General features: G+C 51.2%; 18 protein-coding genes and 1 tRNA gene. 3 read left to right on the top strand and 16 right to left on the bottom strand.

Annotated elements, in window-relative coordinates; all coding sequences use genetic code 11:
• Positions 1-165 precede the first annotated feature (165 nt).
• Both ACTHTA_RS07450 and ppsA read right to left on the bottom strand, forming a co-directional pair.
• The gene (locus tag ACTHTA_RS07450) at positions 166-870 is read right to left on the bottom strand and encodes a peptidoglycan DD-metalloendopeptidase family protein (RefSeq protein WP_308888214.1); all 705 of its coding nucleotides are present in this window, start codon (positions 868-870) and stop codon (positions 166-168) included.
• A gap of 270 nt (positions 871-1,140) precedes the next feature.
• Complete coding sequence (gene ppsA / locus ACTHTA_RS07445) at positions 1,141-3,525, bottom strand: phosphoenolpyruvate synthase (protein ID WP_440375751.1); 2,385 nt, start codon at positions 3,523-3,525, stop codon at positions 1,141-1,143.
• Between the two features lie 416 nt (positions 3,526-3,941).
• On the opposite strand from ppsA, the gene ppsR reads away from it, so the two are divergent.
• A complete protein-coding gene (gene ppsR / locus ACTHTA_RS07440) occupies positions 3,942-4,763 on the top strand; it encodes a posphoenolpyruvate synthetase regulatory kinase/phosphorylase PpsR (protein WP_049352599.1) in 822 nt (273 codons plus the stop codon).
• Between the two features lie 55 nt (positions 4,764-4,818).
• Here ppsR and dcd read toward each other — a convergent pair whose 3' ends face one another.
• The 4 genes from dcd to ACTHTA_RS07420 form a co-directional block, all read right to left on the bottom strand.
• Positions 4,819-5,385, bottom strand: a complete 567-nt coding sequence (gene dcd, locus ACTHTA_RS07435) for a dCTP deaminase (RefSeq protein ID WP_003680541.1) — start codon at positions 5,383-5,385, stop codon at positions 4,819-4,821.
• Positions 5,386-5,510: 125 nt separating this feature from the next.
• Positions 5,511-5,942, bottom strand: a complete 432-nt coding sequence (locus ACTHTA_RS07430; protein ID WP_440364182.1) for a hypothetical protein — start codon at positions 5,940-5,942, stop codon at positions 5,511-5,513.
• Between the two features lie 24 nt (positions 5,943-5,966).
• Entirely contained in the window at positions 5,967-6,749 is a 783-nt protein-coding gene (locus ACTHTA_RS07425) for an ADP-ribosylglycohydrolase family protein (RefSeq protein ID WP_440364219.1), read from the bottom strand.
• Between the two features lie 78 nt (positions 6,750-6,827).
• Positions 6,828-7,727 (bottom strand): recombination-associated protein RdgC, encoded by a 900-nt coding sequence (locus tag ACTHTA_RS07420; RefSeq protein WP_440364183.1) that lies wholly within the window; start codon positions 7,725-7,727, stop codon positions 6,828-6,830.
• A 132-nt stretch (positions 7,728-7,859) separates the two neighbouring features.
• On the opposite strand from ACTHTA_RS07420, the gene ACTHTA_RS07415 reads away from it, so the two are divergent.
• Together ACTHTA_RS07415 and ACTHTA_RS07410 are read left to right on the top strand one after the other, a co-directional pair.
• Positions 7,860-7,935: transfer RNA gene (locus ACTHTA_RS07415), tRNA-Glu, on the top strand.
• Positions 7,936-8,153: 218 nt separating this feature from the next.
• Entirely contained in the window at positions 8,154-9,164 is a 1,011-nt protein-coding gene (locus tag ACTHTA_RS07410; RefSeq protein WP_440364184.1) for a site-specific integrase, read from the top strand.
• Positions 9,165-9,189: 25 nt separating this feature from the next.
• On the opposite strand, the gene ACTHTA_RS07405 is transcribed toward ACTHTA_RS07410, so the two are convergent.
• The 10 genes from ACTHTA_RS07405 to ACTHTA_RS07360 all read right to left on the bottom strand — a co-directional run bounded on the left by ACTHTA_RS07405 (position 9,190) and on the right by ACTHTA_RS07360 (position 15,046).
• Entirely contained in the window at positions 9,190-9,477 is a 288-nt protein-coding gene (locus ACTHTA_RS07405) for a hypothetical protein (protein ID WP_283119340.1), read from the bottom strand.
• The gene (locus ACTHTA_RS07400; RefSeq protein ID WP_440364185.1) at positions 9,464-10,798 is read right to left on the bottom strand and encodes a DNA cytosine methyltransferase; all 1,335 of its coding nucleotides are present in this window, start codon (positions 10,796-10,798) and stop codon (positions 9,464-9,466) included. The genes ACTHTA_RS07405 and ACTHTA_RS07400 overlap by 14 nt, the downstream gene beginning before the upstream one ends.
• 2 nt (positions 10,799-10,800) lie before the next feature.
• Entirely contained in the window at positions 10,801-11,292 is a 492-nt protein-coding gene (locus tag ACTHTA_RS07395) for a hypothetical protein (protein WP_440364186.1), read from the bottom strand.
• 13 nt (positions 11,293-11,305) lie between these two features.
• A complete protein-coding gene (locus ACTHTA_RS07390; RefSeq protein WP_440364187.1) occupies positions 11,306-11,464 on the bottom strand; it encodes a hypothetical protein in 159 nt (52 codons plus the stop codon).
• Between the two features lie 60 nt (positions 11,465-11,524).
• On the bottom strand, positions 11,525-11,782 hold the full coding sequence (locus ACTHTA_RS07385) for a hypothetical protein (RefSeq protein ID WP_440364188.1): 258 nt from the start codon (positions 11,780-11,782) through the stop codon (positions 11,525-11,527).
• 362 nt (positions 11,783-12,144) lie between these two features.
• Positions 12,145-12,999: a DUF2303 family protein gene (locus ACTHTA_RS07380; RefSeq protein ID WP_440364189.1), complete on the bottom strand. Its 855-nt coding sequence runs from the start codon at positions 12,997-12,999 to the stop codon at positions 12,145-12,147.
• A gap of 39 nt (positions 13,000-13,038) precedes the next feature.
• The gene (locus ACTHTA_RS07375) at positions 13,039-13,392 is read right to left on the bottom strand and encodes a hypothetical protein (RefSeq protein ID WP_440364190.1); all 354 of its coding nucleotides are present in this window, start codon (positions 13,390-13,392) and stop codon (positions 13,039-13,041) included.
• 21 nt (positions 13,393-13,413) lie between these two features.
• Positions 13,414-13,896, bottom strand: a complete 483-nt coding sequence (locus ACTHTA_RS07370; RefSeq protein ID WP_440364191.1) for a hypothetical protein — start codon at positions 13,894-13,896, stop codon at positions 13,414-13,416.
• A gap of 46 nt (positions 13,897-13,942) precedes the next feature.
• On the bottom strand, positions 13,943-14,173 hold the full coding sequence (locus ACTHTA_RS07365; protein ID WP_440364192.1) for a hypothetical protein: 231 nt from the start codon (positions 14,171-14,173) through the stop codon (positions 13,943-13,945).
• Between the two features lie 180 nt (positions 14,174-14,353).
• Positions 14,354-15,046: a S24 family peptidase gene (locus ACTHTA_RS07360; protein ID WP_250589654.1), complete on the bottom strand. Its 693-nt coding sequence runs from the start codon at positions 15,044-15,046 to the stop codon at positions 14,354-14,356.
• Positions 15,047-15,075: the final 29 nt, after the last annotated feature.

Raw genomic sequence — 15,075 nt, 5'->3', positions numbered from 1 at the left:
CACCTAAAATAGAATGTTAAAAAGAATTGTCATTGTATAACGGCGTTCTCACTCAATCAACATAAGTTAAGTTGGTCAATACTTTGTTGAAATGAGTGTTATGGTGAGACAAATCAAAAGGCCGTCTGAAATAATTTTGTTTCAGACGGCCTTTTGATTGAGGTATTAATTTGTTCTGGTCAAATAAGGCAGGGGATCGACTGCTTTGCCGTTTAGACGTACTTCAAAATGAAGTTTGACGCTGTCTGAATCGCTGCTACCCATGGTGGCGATAACTTGTCCTGCTTGGACTTTTTGATCTTTTTGTACCCAAAGCGTGTCGTTGTGAGCGTAGGCGGTAATGGTGTAGTCATTGTGGCTGATCAAAATCAGCTTACCGTAGCCGCGGACTTCTTCGCCAACGTAGATAACGGTACCTGCTGCGGCGGAACGGATTTGTTGGCCTTGTGTGCCTGCAATATCTATGCCTTTGCTGGTTGTGCCGTTGTAGCGTTGGATAATGGAGGATAAGGCGTTATCGGTCGGCCATTGCAGGTTCAATCGGTTGATCGGGGTAACGGCAGTGGTTTGGCTTTGCTGCGTTGCAGTGCTGCGTGAGGCAACATGACGGCGGACGCGCAATACTTGGCCGACTTCGATTTGTGAGGCGTTGGGAAGATTATTCCAGGCAACCAGTGTGTTGACATTTTGTCCGTAGCGTTTGGCGATTTGGGTCAGGGTATCGCTAGGGCGGACTTTGTAGTAGCCGTCAGGTACGGCGCGGTTGGAAGAGGTATTGTTGCCGGCGCAGGCTGCTAAGACGGCAATGGTGCCGATGAGTGCTAGACGTTTTAAGGCCGTCTGAAAGGTGGAAATAAAGTTTGTATTCATGGGATATTTCAAATGTATCGTTATGCTGTATATGATAGATAGGAAGAGTGAGAAAAGGTTCACTCAAAAGGCATGGGGTAAAATACAGAAAGGCAGTATATTAACATTGAAAGTTTGTGGATATGGCTGCATATTTTTTTTATCATTTTGATGATAAAGGATTTTTTTATTAAGGTAAAAGAAAGTGAAAGTTTTTTCAGACGGCATTGAATAAGGCAATAAAAATCCCCTGCCGGGATAAACGGGCAGGGGATTTTTGTCTTATCGAACTTATTTGTTCAATTCGTTAGCCAGATACAGCCAGGTTTCAATGACGGTATCAGGGTTGAGCGATACGCTTTCGATACCTTCTTCAACCAGCCATTTGGCGAAGTCCGGATGGTCTGATGGGCCTTGACCACAAATGCCGACGTATTTGTTTTGTTTGCGGCAGGCAGAGATTGCCAAGTGCAACATCACTTTAACGGCAGGGTTACGCTCGTCGAAGGAGTCAGATACCAAACCGCTGTCACGGTCGAGGCCGAGGGTCAGCTGGGTCATGTCGTTAGAGCCGATGGAGAAGCCGTCGAAGTATTGCAAGAATTGTTCTGCCAATACAGCGTTGCTTGGCAATTCGCACATCATGATCAGGCGCAGGCCGTTTTTGCCGCGTTCCAAACCGTTTTCTTTCAGGGCTTTAACAACAGCTTCTGCTTCACCCAAAGTACGAACGAATGGAATCATGATTTCGACGTTGGTCAAACCCATTTCATCGCGAACGCGTTTCAAGGCTTTGCACTCGAGTGCGAAGCAGTCTTTGAAGTTATCGGCTACATAACGCGCTGCACCACGGAAACCCAACATTGGGTTTTCTTCGTGCGGTTCGTAGATGCTACCACCCACCAAGTTAGCGTACTCGTTGGATTTGAAGTCAGACATACGAACGATGGTTTTGCGTGGATAAACCGAAGCAGCCAAAGTTGCCACACCTTCTGCGATTTTATCGACATAGAAGTCAACAGGAGAAGCGTAGCCGGCGATGCGGCGGGTAATTTCCGCTTGCAATTCATCGTCTTGTTTATCGAATTCTAACAAGGCTTTAGGGTGGATACCGATTTGACGGTTGATGATGAATTCCATACGCGCCAAGCCGATACCTTCGCTAGGCAGGTTGGCGAAGCTGAATGCCAATTCAGGGTTGCCAACGTTCATCATTACTTTTACAGGTGCTTTAGGCATGTTGTCCAAAGCAACATCGGTAATTTGTACGTCCAGCAAGCCGGAGTAGATGAAGCCGGTATCGCCTTCGGCGCAAGATACGGTAACTTCTTGGCCTTCGGACAGCAGATCGGTAGCGTCGCCACAACCTACAACAGCCGGAATACCCAATTCACGTGCAATAATCGCTGCGTGGCAGGTACGGCCGCCACGGTTGGTCACGATGGCAGAAGCACGTTTCATTACCGGTTCCCAATCCGGGTCGGTCATGTCGGTAACGAGTACGTCGCCTGCTTCAACGGAATCCATCTCGGATGCATCTTTCACCAAGCGAACTTTACCTTGGCCAACTTTTTGACCGATGGCTCGGCCTTCGCACAAGACAACCTTTTCGCCGTTGATAGAGAAGCGGCGCAGGTTGCGGCTGCCGTCTTCTTGAGATTTCACGGTTTCAGGGCGCGCTTGCAGGATGTAGAGTTTGCCATCCAAGCCGTCACGGCCCCATTCGATGTCCATTGGGCGGCCGTAGTGTTTTTCGATGGTCAGCGCGTAATGAGCCAACTCGGTTACTTCGGCGTCGGTAATGGAGAAGCGTTGACGGTCTTCTGCAGGTACCTCAACGTTGGTTACAGATTTACCGGCTTCGGCTTTGTCGGTAAAGATCATTTTAATTTGTTTCGAACCCATGGTTTTGCGCAGGATAGCTGGTTTGCCTGCTTTCAAAGTAGGTTTGAATACATAGAATTCGTCAGGGTTTACCGCGCCTTGTACGACGTTTTCGCCCAAACCGTAAGAAGAGGTAACGAAAACGACTTGGTCGTAACCGGATTCGGTATCGATGGTAAACATCACACCGGAAGCACCGCTGTCAGAACGCACCATGCGTTGTACGCCGGCAGAAAGGGCAACGATGTCGTGTTCGAAGCCTTTGTGGACACGGTAAGAAATGGCACGATCGTTGTACAGGGAAGCGAATACATGGTGCATTGCTTCTTTAACGTTATCCAAGCCGTTGATGTTCAGGAAGGTTTCTTGTTGGCCGGCGAAAGAAGCGTCCGGCAAGTCTTCTGCTGTTGCGGAAGAACGTACGGCAACGGAAATGTCCGCACCGCCGGCATCGGCAACCATTTTGTTCCAAGCTGTTTCGATTTCAGCATCCAGCTGCTCAGGGAACGGAGTATCCAAAATCCATTGACGGATTTCTTTACCCATGCGTGCCAATTCGGCAACGTCTTCAACATCCAGCTGTTTCAGGGCTTCGGAAATACGCTCGCTCAGACCATTGTGAGCCAGGAAAGCACGATAAGCTTCGGCTGTGGTTGCAAAACCGCCGGGAACGCGCACGCCTTTTTCAGTCAGTTGGCTGATCATTTCGCCCAACGAGGCATTTTTACCGCCCACTCGCTCAACGTCAGTCATACGCAGGTTTTCAAACCAAATAACGTAGTTTTCGGCCATTTGTGTGTCCAATCCAATCCAAAAATGTTAAAAAAGAAACAAATCCGCCTGCTTATTGTAGCCATTCGTTTGATGGCTGTCATGTGTTTTATCTTTTTAAAAATCACAAATTCGTCTGTGATATTGTGCTTTTCAGGCGTGTAGCCTTCTGAAATATGAATATCAGATTCATGTTTTTACGTGTTATCTTCTTGTTAAATATGGAAAACAAAATAAGTTAATAAATTTAAGAATCGAAATTTATTTTGCAAATATGGAATATAATTCCAATAAATCTAAAAAAATAAAATTTTATTCTAATTTAAAATTTGTTCAAATTTGTTGTAATCCTGTGTAATCTACCGGGAATCGCTTTATTGCAAAGGCTGTAACTGCTATGATTGCCGTCTGAAATGTTACCCTCAGAAGGATTCACTATGACTGCTCCACGCCAAGTCTTCTATATTTCCGACCGCACCGGTCTGACCGCCGAAAATATCGGTGAAGCCCTGTTGAACCAATTCGGCAATGTCGAGTTCAAGCGCCATGTTTATCCATTTATCGATACGTCTGAAAAAGCGTTGGCCGTAGTGGATGAGGTCAATAAGACAGCCGAACAGTTTGGCGATCGTCCGATTGCTTTTGTCAGCGTGGTAAATGATGCAATCCGTGAAATCATCAAAAAATCCAATGCATTCCATATTGATTTCTTTGAAACGTTCTTGGGTTTGCTGGAAAAAGAATTGAATGTTGAAGCAACGATTGCCGAACGAGGCCATCATAGTATCGGCAATACCAAGCGTTACGATGCGCGTATGGAAGCAGTAAACTTTTCGCTCAACCATGATGACGGTGTCAGCGATAAAAACCTGCAGGAAGCGGATGTGATTTTGATGGGCGTATCCCGTTCGGGCAAAACGCCGACTTGTCTTTATTTGGCTCTGCAATACGGTATCCGCGCCGCAAACTATCCATTGATTCCCGATGACTTGGAATCAACCGATTTGCCGCGTATGGTCAAACCTTATAAAGATAAGCTGTTCGGCTTGACCATTCAGCCCGAGCGGCTGCAGGCTATCCGTCAGGAGCGTCGTCCTAATTCGACCTATGCCAAAATCGATACTTGCCGCAGCGAGATTGCCGATGCGCAAAATATGTTCAAGCGCCACGGAGTGCCGTTTACCAATACAACGGATAAATCTGTGGAAGAACTCGCCGTTCATATCTTGCAGGCTTGTAAGCTGAAACGCCGTTTCTAAATGAAATGATAAAAGGCCGTCTGAAATTTCAGACGGCCTTTTTTTATTTGGTACATTAGGTTTTAGGCAGGGTAACACCGGTTTGTCCCATGTATTTGCCGTTGCGGTCTTTGTATGAAGTTTCGCAGACTTCATCGCTTTCAAAGAACAAGACTTGGGCCACGCCTTCGCCTGCATAAATTTTGGCAGGCAAGGGGGTGGTGTTGGAAAACTCAAGCGTAACGTAGCCTTCCCACTCGGGCTCGAACGGGGTAACGTTGACGATAATGCCGCAGCGAGCGTAAGTGGACTTGCCTAAGCAGACGGTCAGGACGTTGCGCGGGATGCGGAAATATTCGACTGTGCGCGCCAGTGCAAAGGAGTTGGGCGGAATGATGCAGCAGTCGTCTTCGACTGTAACGAAGTTTTTCGGGTCGAAGTTTTTCGGGTCGACGATGGTGCTGTTGATATTGGTAAAGATTTTAAATTCGTTGGCACAACGGATGTCGTAGCCGTAGCTGGATGTGCCGTAGGAAATGATGCGTTGGCCGTTGGCCTCTTTGATTTGATTGGGCTCGAACGGCTCAATCATGCCGTGTTCTTCGGCCATGCGGCGTATCCATTTGTCGGATTTAATGCTCATGGTGGTTGTCCTGGGGTAAGGGTTGTTTGGAAATTCTTTAAAATCAACACAACAGCCTTTAGACGGGCTTGTTCATTGATGTTTCAGACGGCCTAGAAGATGGATAAGGCCGTCTGAAAGGCTGTTTATTTGGTTTTGGAAGCAGATTTCTTAGGCAGTTTGACCTCTTTAATCATACCGTCTTCGCATTTCATGATGAAGACGGGTGTGCCGTTTTGAGAGGCGGTAAAGTTTCCGTGCGCCTTGCCTTTTTTGAACATGCCTTCCAACGTCATATTGCGTAATTTAGCGCTGTTGGAGGAGAAAGGTTCGATAAAGGTTTCGCTGTTGCCGGAAACGGTATATGCGCCTTTGCCGTCAAATTTGCCGTTTTTAAATGAGCCGACATAGCTGCGGCCGTCTTGGCATTTCCATGTACCTTTGCCGGATGGTTTGCCGTCTTTGCCGACATCGCCATCATAAGCGCAACCTTTTTCCTGATAAGGATTGATGGTTTCGGCAGTGGCAGGCGTACCCAGCATGAAGGCGATAGGGAGTAGGGCGAGGTATTTCATCATTATTATTCCTTTTTGCAGGCGGTTTCAGACGGCCTGATATTGGGATTCAAAAGTCAGCAGGGTTTCAGCAATACGGCGTGGCAATATGGCTAAAGCGTGTTCACGCATGGACGTAGGGATACCGTAGCAGGCTTCGGCAATACTGCCGGTAATGGCTGCCAAGGTATCGCTGTCGCCGCCCAGGGAAACTGCCAGTCGGATGGCGTGTTCAAAATCATCGCTTTCAAGAAAGGCAGTAATCGCTTGAGGTACGGTTTCCTGACAGCTTTCGTTGAAATAATAATGCGGGCGGATTTGGTCGCAACTTCGGCTCAAGTCGTAGCCGAATTGCCGTGTAATGTTTTCTTTGATTTGCGCTTTTTCCATGCCGGTACGCACCCAAAAGATGGCGGCGGCTACGGCTTGCGCACCTTTAATGCCTTCCGGGTGGTTGTGCGTTACGATGGCGGATTGTTCGGCAAAATGCAGGGTTTCTTCCAATGTGGCAAATGCCCAACCAACGGCAGAAACACGCATGGCCGAGCCGTTGCCCCAGCTATTATAAGGTTCTGGATCTTTCCATTCTATCCATTGTGAGAAGCGGCCGCCATATGCGCCTTTCGGACAGGGATATGCCCTACACCAGCCTTGCAAAATAGAGGCCAAATTATCGTTACAACCTTGTAAAACCCAATCGGAAATGGCAACAGTGCAAATCGTGTCATCGGTAAAGTCGCTGTCGGGACTGAAAATGTCAAAATCGGTATGACGGTAGTTGTCAAACTCGAATCGTGATCCGGCAATATCGCCAATGACTGCGCCCAACATCATGACATCCTTTCTGATACTTCTATTTATATTTCAGACGGCCTTTGATATTTCCCAATCAAAAGGCCGTCTGAAAAATTACTCTTGCCAGCCGCCCAAATAAGAAACCAGTTCTTCCAACATGGTGCTGATGGCTTTGGTCATCAGGATTTGCGAGGCAAAGGCAAGGCTGGCGGCATCGTCGCCGTTGCTTTCCGCTTCTTCTTGCAAAACGTCCAGATACTGGATGCGTTTGAGTGTAAAGTCTTGGGTAAGGATGAACGCGATTTGTTCGCGCCATACCAAGCCCAGTTGGGTAACGGTTTTGCCGTTTTTGACGTGTTGTACCACTTCATCGGCGGTCAGGTCTTGTTTGGAAACTTTGACAACCGGAACAACATCGCCTACGCCTTTGAGTTCGCAATCACTGTCCAATTCAAAACCGCCTTCGCAGTGGCCTTGCAGCAGCCAGCTGGTCATCAGGGAGGAGGGCGATTGTTTGGTGTTAGGCAGGGCTGCATCCAAACCACCTAAGGCTTCGCGCAGTTTGGTCAGGATATTTTCCGCTTTGGCAGATGCGGCATTGTTGACCAAAAGATACCCGTGGCGCGTGTCAAAAATCGCCTGTGTGCGGCTGCTACGCGTAAAGGCACGGGGCAGCAGGTCGTCAGTAATCTGTTCTTTCAGCTCTTGTTTTTCCTTACGGCCGACATTGCGCGCTTCGTTGTTTTGGATTTCCAAAACCTTTTCATCCAAAATATCGCGGATGACGCCGGCAGGCAGGACTTTTTCTTCTTTTTTCAGAGCAACGCGCCAAGTGTAATCGGCAGGGAAAACCAGCTCGGGCGAAAAGGAAACAGGCGTGGCAAAGCCTTCGCTAAACCAGTCCAAACCCTGACAATGGGCAAATTCGGATTGCGCCAATTTGTCAGAAAGGACTTCCAATTCGGGCAACTTGTCTTTGTTGAGCGGATAAAAACTGATTTGCTTAAACCACATGGCGAGTTTTCCTTTTATTAAAACCGGCATTATACAGGGAAAATAACATACGGAAATCGGCAGCATCTTTAAAAATGCAGTAAAGGCGTTGACAGAAGAAAAGGCTTTCTGTATAGTTCGCGCTTCGGTTACGCGCCCATCGTCTAGAGGCCTAGGACACTGCCCTTTCACGGCGGCAACCGGGGTTCGAATCCCCGTGGGCGTGCCAGTTTCCATTAGCCTGCAACCTGAAAAAGGTGCAGGCTAATTTCATTTAATCTTTATAATTCAATATTATATTTCAATTTCCGGCTATTCATAGCCTACTCTTACTTTGCCTATTATTTGTGCTTTTTTGCTTCTGTTTTGGTCTGTTTATGCCTATAATTGCAACGGATTTGCAACGCAATTTGCAACAGCGTTGCAACGGCTCGGAGGTAAAAAGCAATGGCATCTATCCGCAAAAAATCTAACGGTATGTGGTTGGCGCAGGTGCGGCGGGTGGCTCGGGATGGGCTACCGGCGCTAAACCGCTCAGCTTCGTTTCCGCGCAAGGCGGAGGCGGAAGCCTGGGCGGCGAAAATTGAAAATGAGTGGCGCACGCTGCGCTTTGGTGGCGCGCCGAATGTGCCGTTTTCGGAAGTGTTGGAGCGGTATAAAAACGAGGTATCGGTGCACAAGCACGGCTGGCGCAATGAGACTAATATCATCAACCGCGTGCTGCGCACGCCGTTGGCGGAGGTGCGGCTGCCGCATTTGTCGGAGCTGCAGTTTCAGGCTTGGGCAGATGAGCGCAAAAAAGAGGTGAGCACGTCCACGCTGCGGCGGGAGTGGGTGTTGCTGTCTAATGTGTTGACGGTGGCATCTAAGCAATGGCGCTGGCTACCTGAAAACTTTATGCAGCGGTTGGATAAACCTGCAGATGGGTTGGCTCGCACGCAGCGGGTAACGGATGAGGATGCGGCGGCGGTGGCGTTTGCGGGCGGTTATACGCCTGACTGCGTACCGAGCGCGCGCACGCAGCGGGCGGCGGCAGCGTTTTATTTCGCGCTGGAAACGGCGATGCGGGCGGGGGAAATTGTGATGCTGACGTGGGATTGTGTGTTTTATGATCGCCGCTATGTGTATATCCCGCTTACCAAAAACGGCCATCCGCGCAATGTGCCGTTAAGCAGCAAGGCGGTGACGATTTTGCGACAGATGGAAACGGTGCGCGAAAATTCTTTTGTGTTTAATATCACCAGCGGCTCGCTTGATGCGCTGTTTCGCAAACTTAAGCGGCGCAGTCTATTGGAAAACCTGCATTTTCATGATGCGCGGCGTGAAGCGCTGACGCGGCTGGCTAAGATATATTCACCGATGGAGCTTGCTAAGATTTCGGGGCATCGAGATTTGCGGATTTTGCTCAATACCTACTACGCGCCCACGGTGGAAGACTTGGCGGATAAGCTGGAATAAGGAAAGCGGCCGATTGGCCGCTTGTTTATTGCTGTCTGCATGATTTGATGTATTTCACCACATCCCCGGCTATCCAGCGGCGGTTTTTTTTGCCGCTGCTGCGCGGGCGTTTTTCGGGGTCGACCGGCGCGGGAAAATCGGGGCGGCAGACAATTTTATTATAAGTGTAGCTGTAAGAGTAATTCATCATTTCGGCGATGTCGGCGGTATCGATCAGGATAGCCGAATCTTCGGTGAGCCCGGCCAGCCTGCCGCGCTGCTGATTATTATGCAGCTCCTGCACCATTGTTAGGATGGTTTTAATCTCGTTCATTTTTTACCTCTAGTTCCATTGTGTGGATTTGGTTTACTTGCTCGATGCGCTCGCCTATCCAGCGCATCACCGGCACGGCCATGCTGTTGCCGATGGCTTTGTAGCGCAGGCTATCCGGACAGTCTGCAGCTGGTTTGCCGCGCCACGGGATTTGCGTGTGGTTGTCCGGAAAGCCTTGCAGGCGTTCGCACTCTACCGGCATCAGGCGGCGCACCTGCAGGCCGTCTGAAACGGCATGGCGGTCGGTGGTGGTGATGGTGTAGCAGATGCCGCAATCGTCTACGCCCAGTCCGTTTCCGCCGTTGTGGTGCTGCCTGTCGATGATGTTTCCGGCAATGCAAACAACGTTGGTATTGCCGCTGTGCTGGCAGTCCAATGTAAATGCCTTGTCGGAGGTGCAGGGGTCTTGCCGTCCGTGGACGACGATTAGGTCGGTGGCATCCTTGTGGTCGCGGGCTTTGACGGTGCTGGCGGTGTTGTCTTGGACGTAGTCGCCGAAGCCGCGCATCCTCACGGGTATCAGGCCGCCGCCGCGCTGGCTGAATATCTCCTGGTTACTCTGCTCGATAATGCCGCCGCTGCCGCTTTGGTTTAAGGTTGGGTGCGGGTTGGTAGGGTCGTCCCAGTGAGAGCCTGCAGGAGCAGCGGTGGCAGGGTTTTGCCCCGCCTCTGCGCCCGCTGCAGGATGCCAAGCTTGGCCTTGTCGCTCAAAAAGTATTTCGGCGGGGCGGATTGCTCTAGCACTTGCGACAGCAAAGACACGGCGGCGGCGCTGGGGGACTCCGAAAAATTGGGCATCGAGGACGCGCCAGGCGATTTCGCGGGTTGGACCAAACACAGCACCCGCGTTTGTCCATTTTTTCCCTGCCGGCTCAAGCGGTAGGTTATCTCCGGCCAGTCCGCCCAAAAAACAGCCGAAGGCGTTGTCTTTGGTGTTGAGCACACCCGGCACGTTCTCCCAAACGAGGATGCAGGGCGGCTGCCCGTTTCTGGCGCGAATAAAGTCAATTGCATCTAATATCCTAATCAAGACTAAGGTTAAATTGCCGCGCTCGTCGTCCAAGCTGCCGCGCAAACCGGCCACGGAAAAGGCCTGGCAGGGCGTGCCGCCGACAAGGATATCTGGCGCTTCGACCACGCCGGATAGGATTTTGCCGACAAGCAGGGTCATGTCACCGTGGTTGGTGACGTGCGGCCAATGGTGGGCGAGCACCGCGCACGGAAACGGCTCGATTTCGGCAAACCAAGCGGGCTGCCAGCCCAATGGTTCCCACGCCACGGATGCGGCTTCAATGCCGCTGCACAGGCTGCCGTAGCGCATTTTCAGACGGCCTCCGCTGCCTGTATGCGCATGGCCGCGTCGATTTCCTCCCGGCTATCGGCATATACGTCCCCGCACCAGCCCGGCAGGATCGCGTGCTTGGTTTTTATTAACCAGTCAAGACGGTCGGTGTCGGCCCAGCCTTGGTCGATACTTGGATGAGTCTCGAGGGTGGATGACTCTAGGTTGATAATTTTGTTGTCCGGTAAAAATACGGCATCAAGATTACCAGCGGCGCGGGTGATGTGGGCGCTCTCCGCAATCTCGAGCAAGCGGAGCAGGCAGCGGCGGCAAATGTCGAGGGATTCTTTTTGCAGGGATGCGGGGATGTCATCGTGCAGGATGTTGATGAGGTTGCCTGCGCCGATGTGCTCCCATTCGTCCTCTTCGCCGCCTTCGGCTGACGGGATGCTGCCTGCGTTGATGGCATCTACGGCACCGGCTAGGTCGCATAAAGCATTAATATCTTCGGGGGTGGCTCTGGCGATTTTCATTTTTTCGGTCTCCTTATCTGTAAGGCGTGTTTTGGATTTCGGCGATTTTTTCTTCCCGTCGCTGCAAGGCGGCGGGGCTGATGGCTTGGTATTTGTTGCAAGCCGGGGTTTTGTAGGGTAGAGAGCTCCAGCTTTCGCCATGGGCGCAGGCGGCCATTCGATGGCGCAGCATGGGCGCGGGTTTGATTTCGCCACTGCTGCTTTTGTAGGTGGTTTTCCAGTGGCGGCAGGTTCATTTCCCGCCCTCCGGCTCGTACACCACGCCGCGCATGATTTGGTAGTCGGTCATTTCTTCGTACTGTCTTGCCGCTGCGGCGGCTTCGGCTTCGGCCTGCAGGTCTTTGGCGGCGATGATTTCGGCGCTGGATGGCTCGCTGGCGGTGTTTTGCGCGGCGGGCTGCAGATAGGGATCGTGCGCGTCGATGCTGGGCACCGCGGCCAGCGCGGCGGCGATGGCGGCGCAAATCAGTTTGAGGATGATGGGTTTCATGGTTGGTCTCTCTTTTCAGGTAGCCTGAAATGGGTTTGGTGCAGGCCTCCGGCTCCGTATTGGGGTGTTGCGGTAAGGCCGGTCTTTGCTTTTTCCGTGGCCTGCTGCCGCTGTTTGCCCACCTGCGGCTGGGGCATGGGCACTACCACATGATTACAATAGGATGCAGGCTGCCTGAAACAGCACGATGGCCTGCATGATAATGGCTAGAGTGATAAAGGTAAGTTGTACGTTGGTTTCGTTCATTTTTTGCTCCTCGGCATGGGGCAGGCGGCTGTGATGCGCGGATAGAGGAGAGACCGCTCCGCCGTTGTTGGCGGCAACCGCCTGCCCGATGCCGCCTGATTCAGGCGGCGGGCGGCTTAGTCCGGTTTGCCGTTATAAATCGGAAGTTCGGGCAGCGCTTCGCGCAGGGCTTTGGCGATGTCTTGGGTGGCCAGCTCCATTACCCGGTGCAGCTGTTGCAGCTCGTACCACAGGATCAGCCCACCGTTGTTTTTGTCGATGCGGAATTTGAGCAGCGCCTCGACAAAGTAGGTTTTGCCGCCCAAAAACGGGGTAAAGGCCACGCCGAATTTCTCAAAGGCTTTGAGGGTGGTGTCGGTTTTGCCCGCATCCTCGCTCTGAAACACAAAATTCATGCGGCCGTCTTGCTCGCGGTAGCCTTGCTTAAAGGTGGTTTTCTCGGTGTATTCGAGGTTCATGGCGAAATCCAACACTTCGGAGCCGGTGGGGTATTTGGCTGCCGAGTCGTCCGGGTTGGAGCTCACGATGTCGCGGGCGTTGTTGGTGAGTACGGAGGCAAACTGGATTTGGTTCAGCTTTTCGCCGTTGTAGCGTTTCCACGCGTCGGCTGCGGGGGTAAATACCGGGCTGTAGTGGATACCGAAATCTTTAAAACCGGCGGCTTCGGCGGTGTCGCCGTTGAGCACAGCGCAGATGCCGATGTTGCCGCGTAAGAAATCGGCGTTGATATAGATTTCTGTGCCCTCGGTTTGGTGCTTTTTAATGTAGGCAATCAGACTGTCCAGATCGTGCGCGGTAGCGAAGCCTTTTTTGCGGTCGGGGGTGGCGCGGTATTTGGGCATAGTGTCAAAAGACCAATCGCCGTTTTCGCCTGGGGTGAAGAGGACCGGCGTGCCGTCGGGCATCTCGGCAATAATGGGTCTTTGTGCCGCATTCAGTGCGGTGCGGATAATGTCGTTTTGGTTTTCCATAGTCGGATTTCCTGTTTTAAGTGGGTTGGTAAATGGCACTTATTTGGTGCCGGTGAGTTTGATTAATTTGGATTGGCCCGTGCCCTGCAGGTCAAGCTTGGCTTGGGCGGGGTCTTCGGTGGTGAGGTTGCCTTCGGGGGTGGCAAATACGATGCCGCCCTCACGTTTTTCTTTCGGCAGCTTGCTGGCGATGTCGTGGCTGATGCGCACGGTGCCGTCTTTGATGTTTTGCGAGTCAATCGTCAGCTTGAGCGTGACCGTGGCGCGTTTGCCGTGCGACAGGCAGGCGGCGACGGCGGCGCTGATGGCTTCGCCCAGCTCGGTATCGAGTAGGCCGCTGTTGATGGCGCGCAGCATCTTGGTGGCGGGGATGATTTTTTTATCTTGGTTCATGATGATCTCCATATGAGAGGGTTAGGCGGCGGGATTGCCGTATTGCTTGGGTCTTTCTTGCAGCCAGTGCATGGCGTCTTGAATTTTGTCGGATAGCGGCTGGCCGGTGATGGTGTACTCCGGATTGATTGGGTCTAGGCGGATTTCGTACATCTGATGGCTGCGGCCGGTATCGTGGTATAGCTTGGTGTCGATACAGATGGCGCGGTTTCTGCCGAAAAACTCCACTTCAATTTGATAGGTTTCACTATTCAGGCGCACGGCGAGGTTCAGTAAGTCGCCCAATGTGGGCTCGGGCGCGGCTTCGGGCTCGATGCGCACGGCTTCGGCGATGTAGGCGGACGGCCAGCGGCGTTTGATGACGTCGATGGCGGCGGCTTTGTGGTCAGTGGTGACGGTGCTGCCGGTTTCGATAACGCAGCCGCCGTCGGCGTATTCGGTTAGGGTGGCGGCTTGTACGTCTTCGCCGCTATGGCTGGGCAGCATGATGGGGTAGGTTTTCACTTGGCTTCCTTTTCAGGTAGCCTGCCCGGGCGGGCAGGCGGCTTTTTTAGTGGATAATGGGCTCGATAAAGTAGGTGTAGGATAGGTTGCGGGCTTCGGCGCAGGCTGCCACGCGGTCTGAACAAATGATGCGGTTGCCGTCAAGCATCTCGATTAGGTAGTGCGGGCGGCGGCGGAAGTTGCAAACCTGTTTGAAGATACGGCCAACGGTGCAATCTCGATGAGCGTTGGCGATGCTGGAATCCATAACGTTTGCAATGTGGATGGTGGATGACATTGTTTTGCTCCATGTGTTGTTGATTTGATGGAGTAGATATTAGCAAATTGCTATAGATTAAGTAAATAGCAAAATGCACTATTTTTGTGTATTTTTGCTATTTTGTTGATATATAAGATAATTATTTTGATAAAAAAATCCCGCAATCCGTGGTAGATTGCGGGATTTTTTATATTTTGATTACAGGCTTATGATTTCTAATGGTAAAACTGCTACAAACTTAGAGATAATGACAAATTCCCCTTCATGCTCGGGATTGATTTCAAATGGGTCGTATAGTGGGTTGTCAGATTTAGCAATCATTTTGCCGGGCAGCTTTTGCAGCCGTTTCATATAACAGCCATCCCGATAATAAAAGGCGTAAATGCCGTCGCCGTCAAAATAGTTGATGCGCGTATCGACAAATGCCAGCCCTTTTTGCGGCAGGGTGGGCTCCATTGAATCGCCGCTGATGCCAACAATATCTAAATGTTCTACATCATGCCGTCCGAACAGCTTTATTACTTGATTGGTTGGAATTTCTAGTGTTCTGATAACTTCGGGGAAATCTGCATTTACCATGCCAGCGCCACAAGATACCAGAATTTCTTTGTGGCGGAATGTGATGCTATCCCCTGCTGTAGGCTCTTCCTCTTCCATTTCACCAAGCGGACGATCAAGCCAACCTGTCGGCTTGTTCACTCGTTTTTCAATTTCGCGGGCTGTAGTGTTCCGCAAAGAGCGAGGTGTACCGGTTACGCTGGGCGTACCGTTAATCCATTGCCATATTTGGGTTGGGCTCTTATCAATTTTCCGCGCCAGCTCCGCTTGAGAGCCATATTCCTGTACCAGCATATTCAAGCGTTCTCTGCGGATTTCTTCAATCGATTTCATGCTGCACACTCCTTTTTCCTAAATTATAG

It is taken from the genome of Neisseria sp. P0013.S005 (assembly GCF_051958425.1).
GTDB lineage: Bacteria > Pseudomonadota > Gammaproteobacteria > Burkholderiales > Neisseriaceae > Neisseria > Neisseria subflava.
This window is presented reverse-complemented; position numbering and strand designations above follow the sequence as displayed.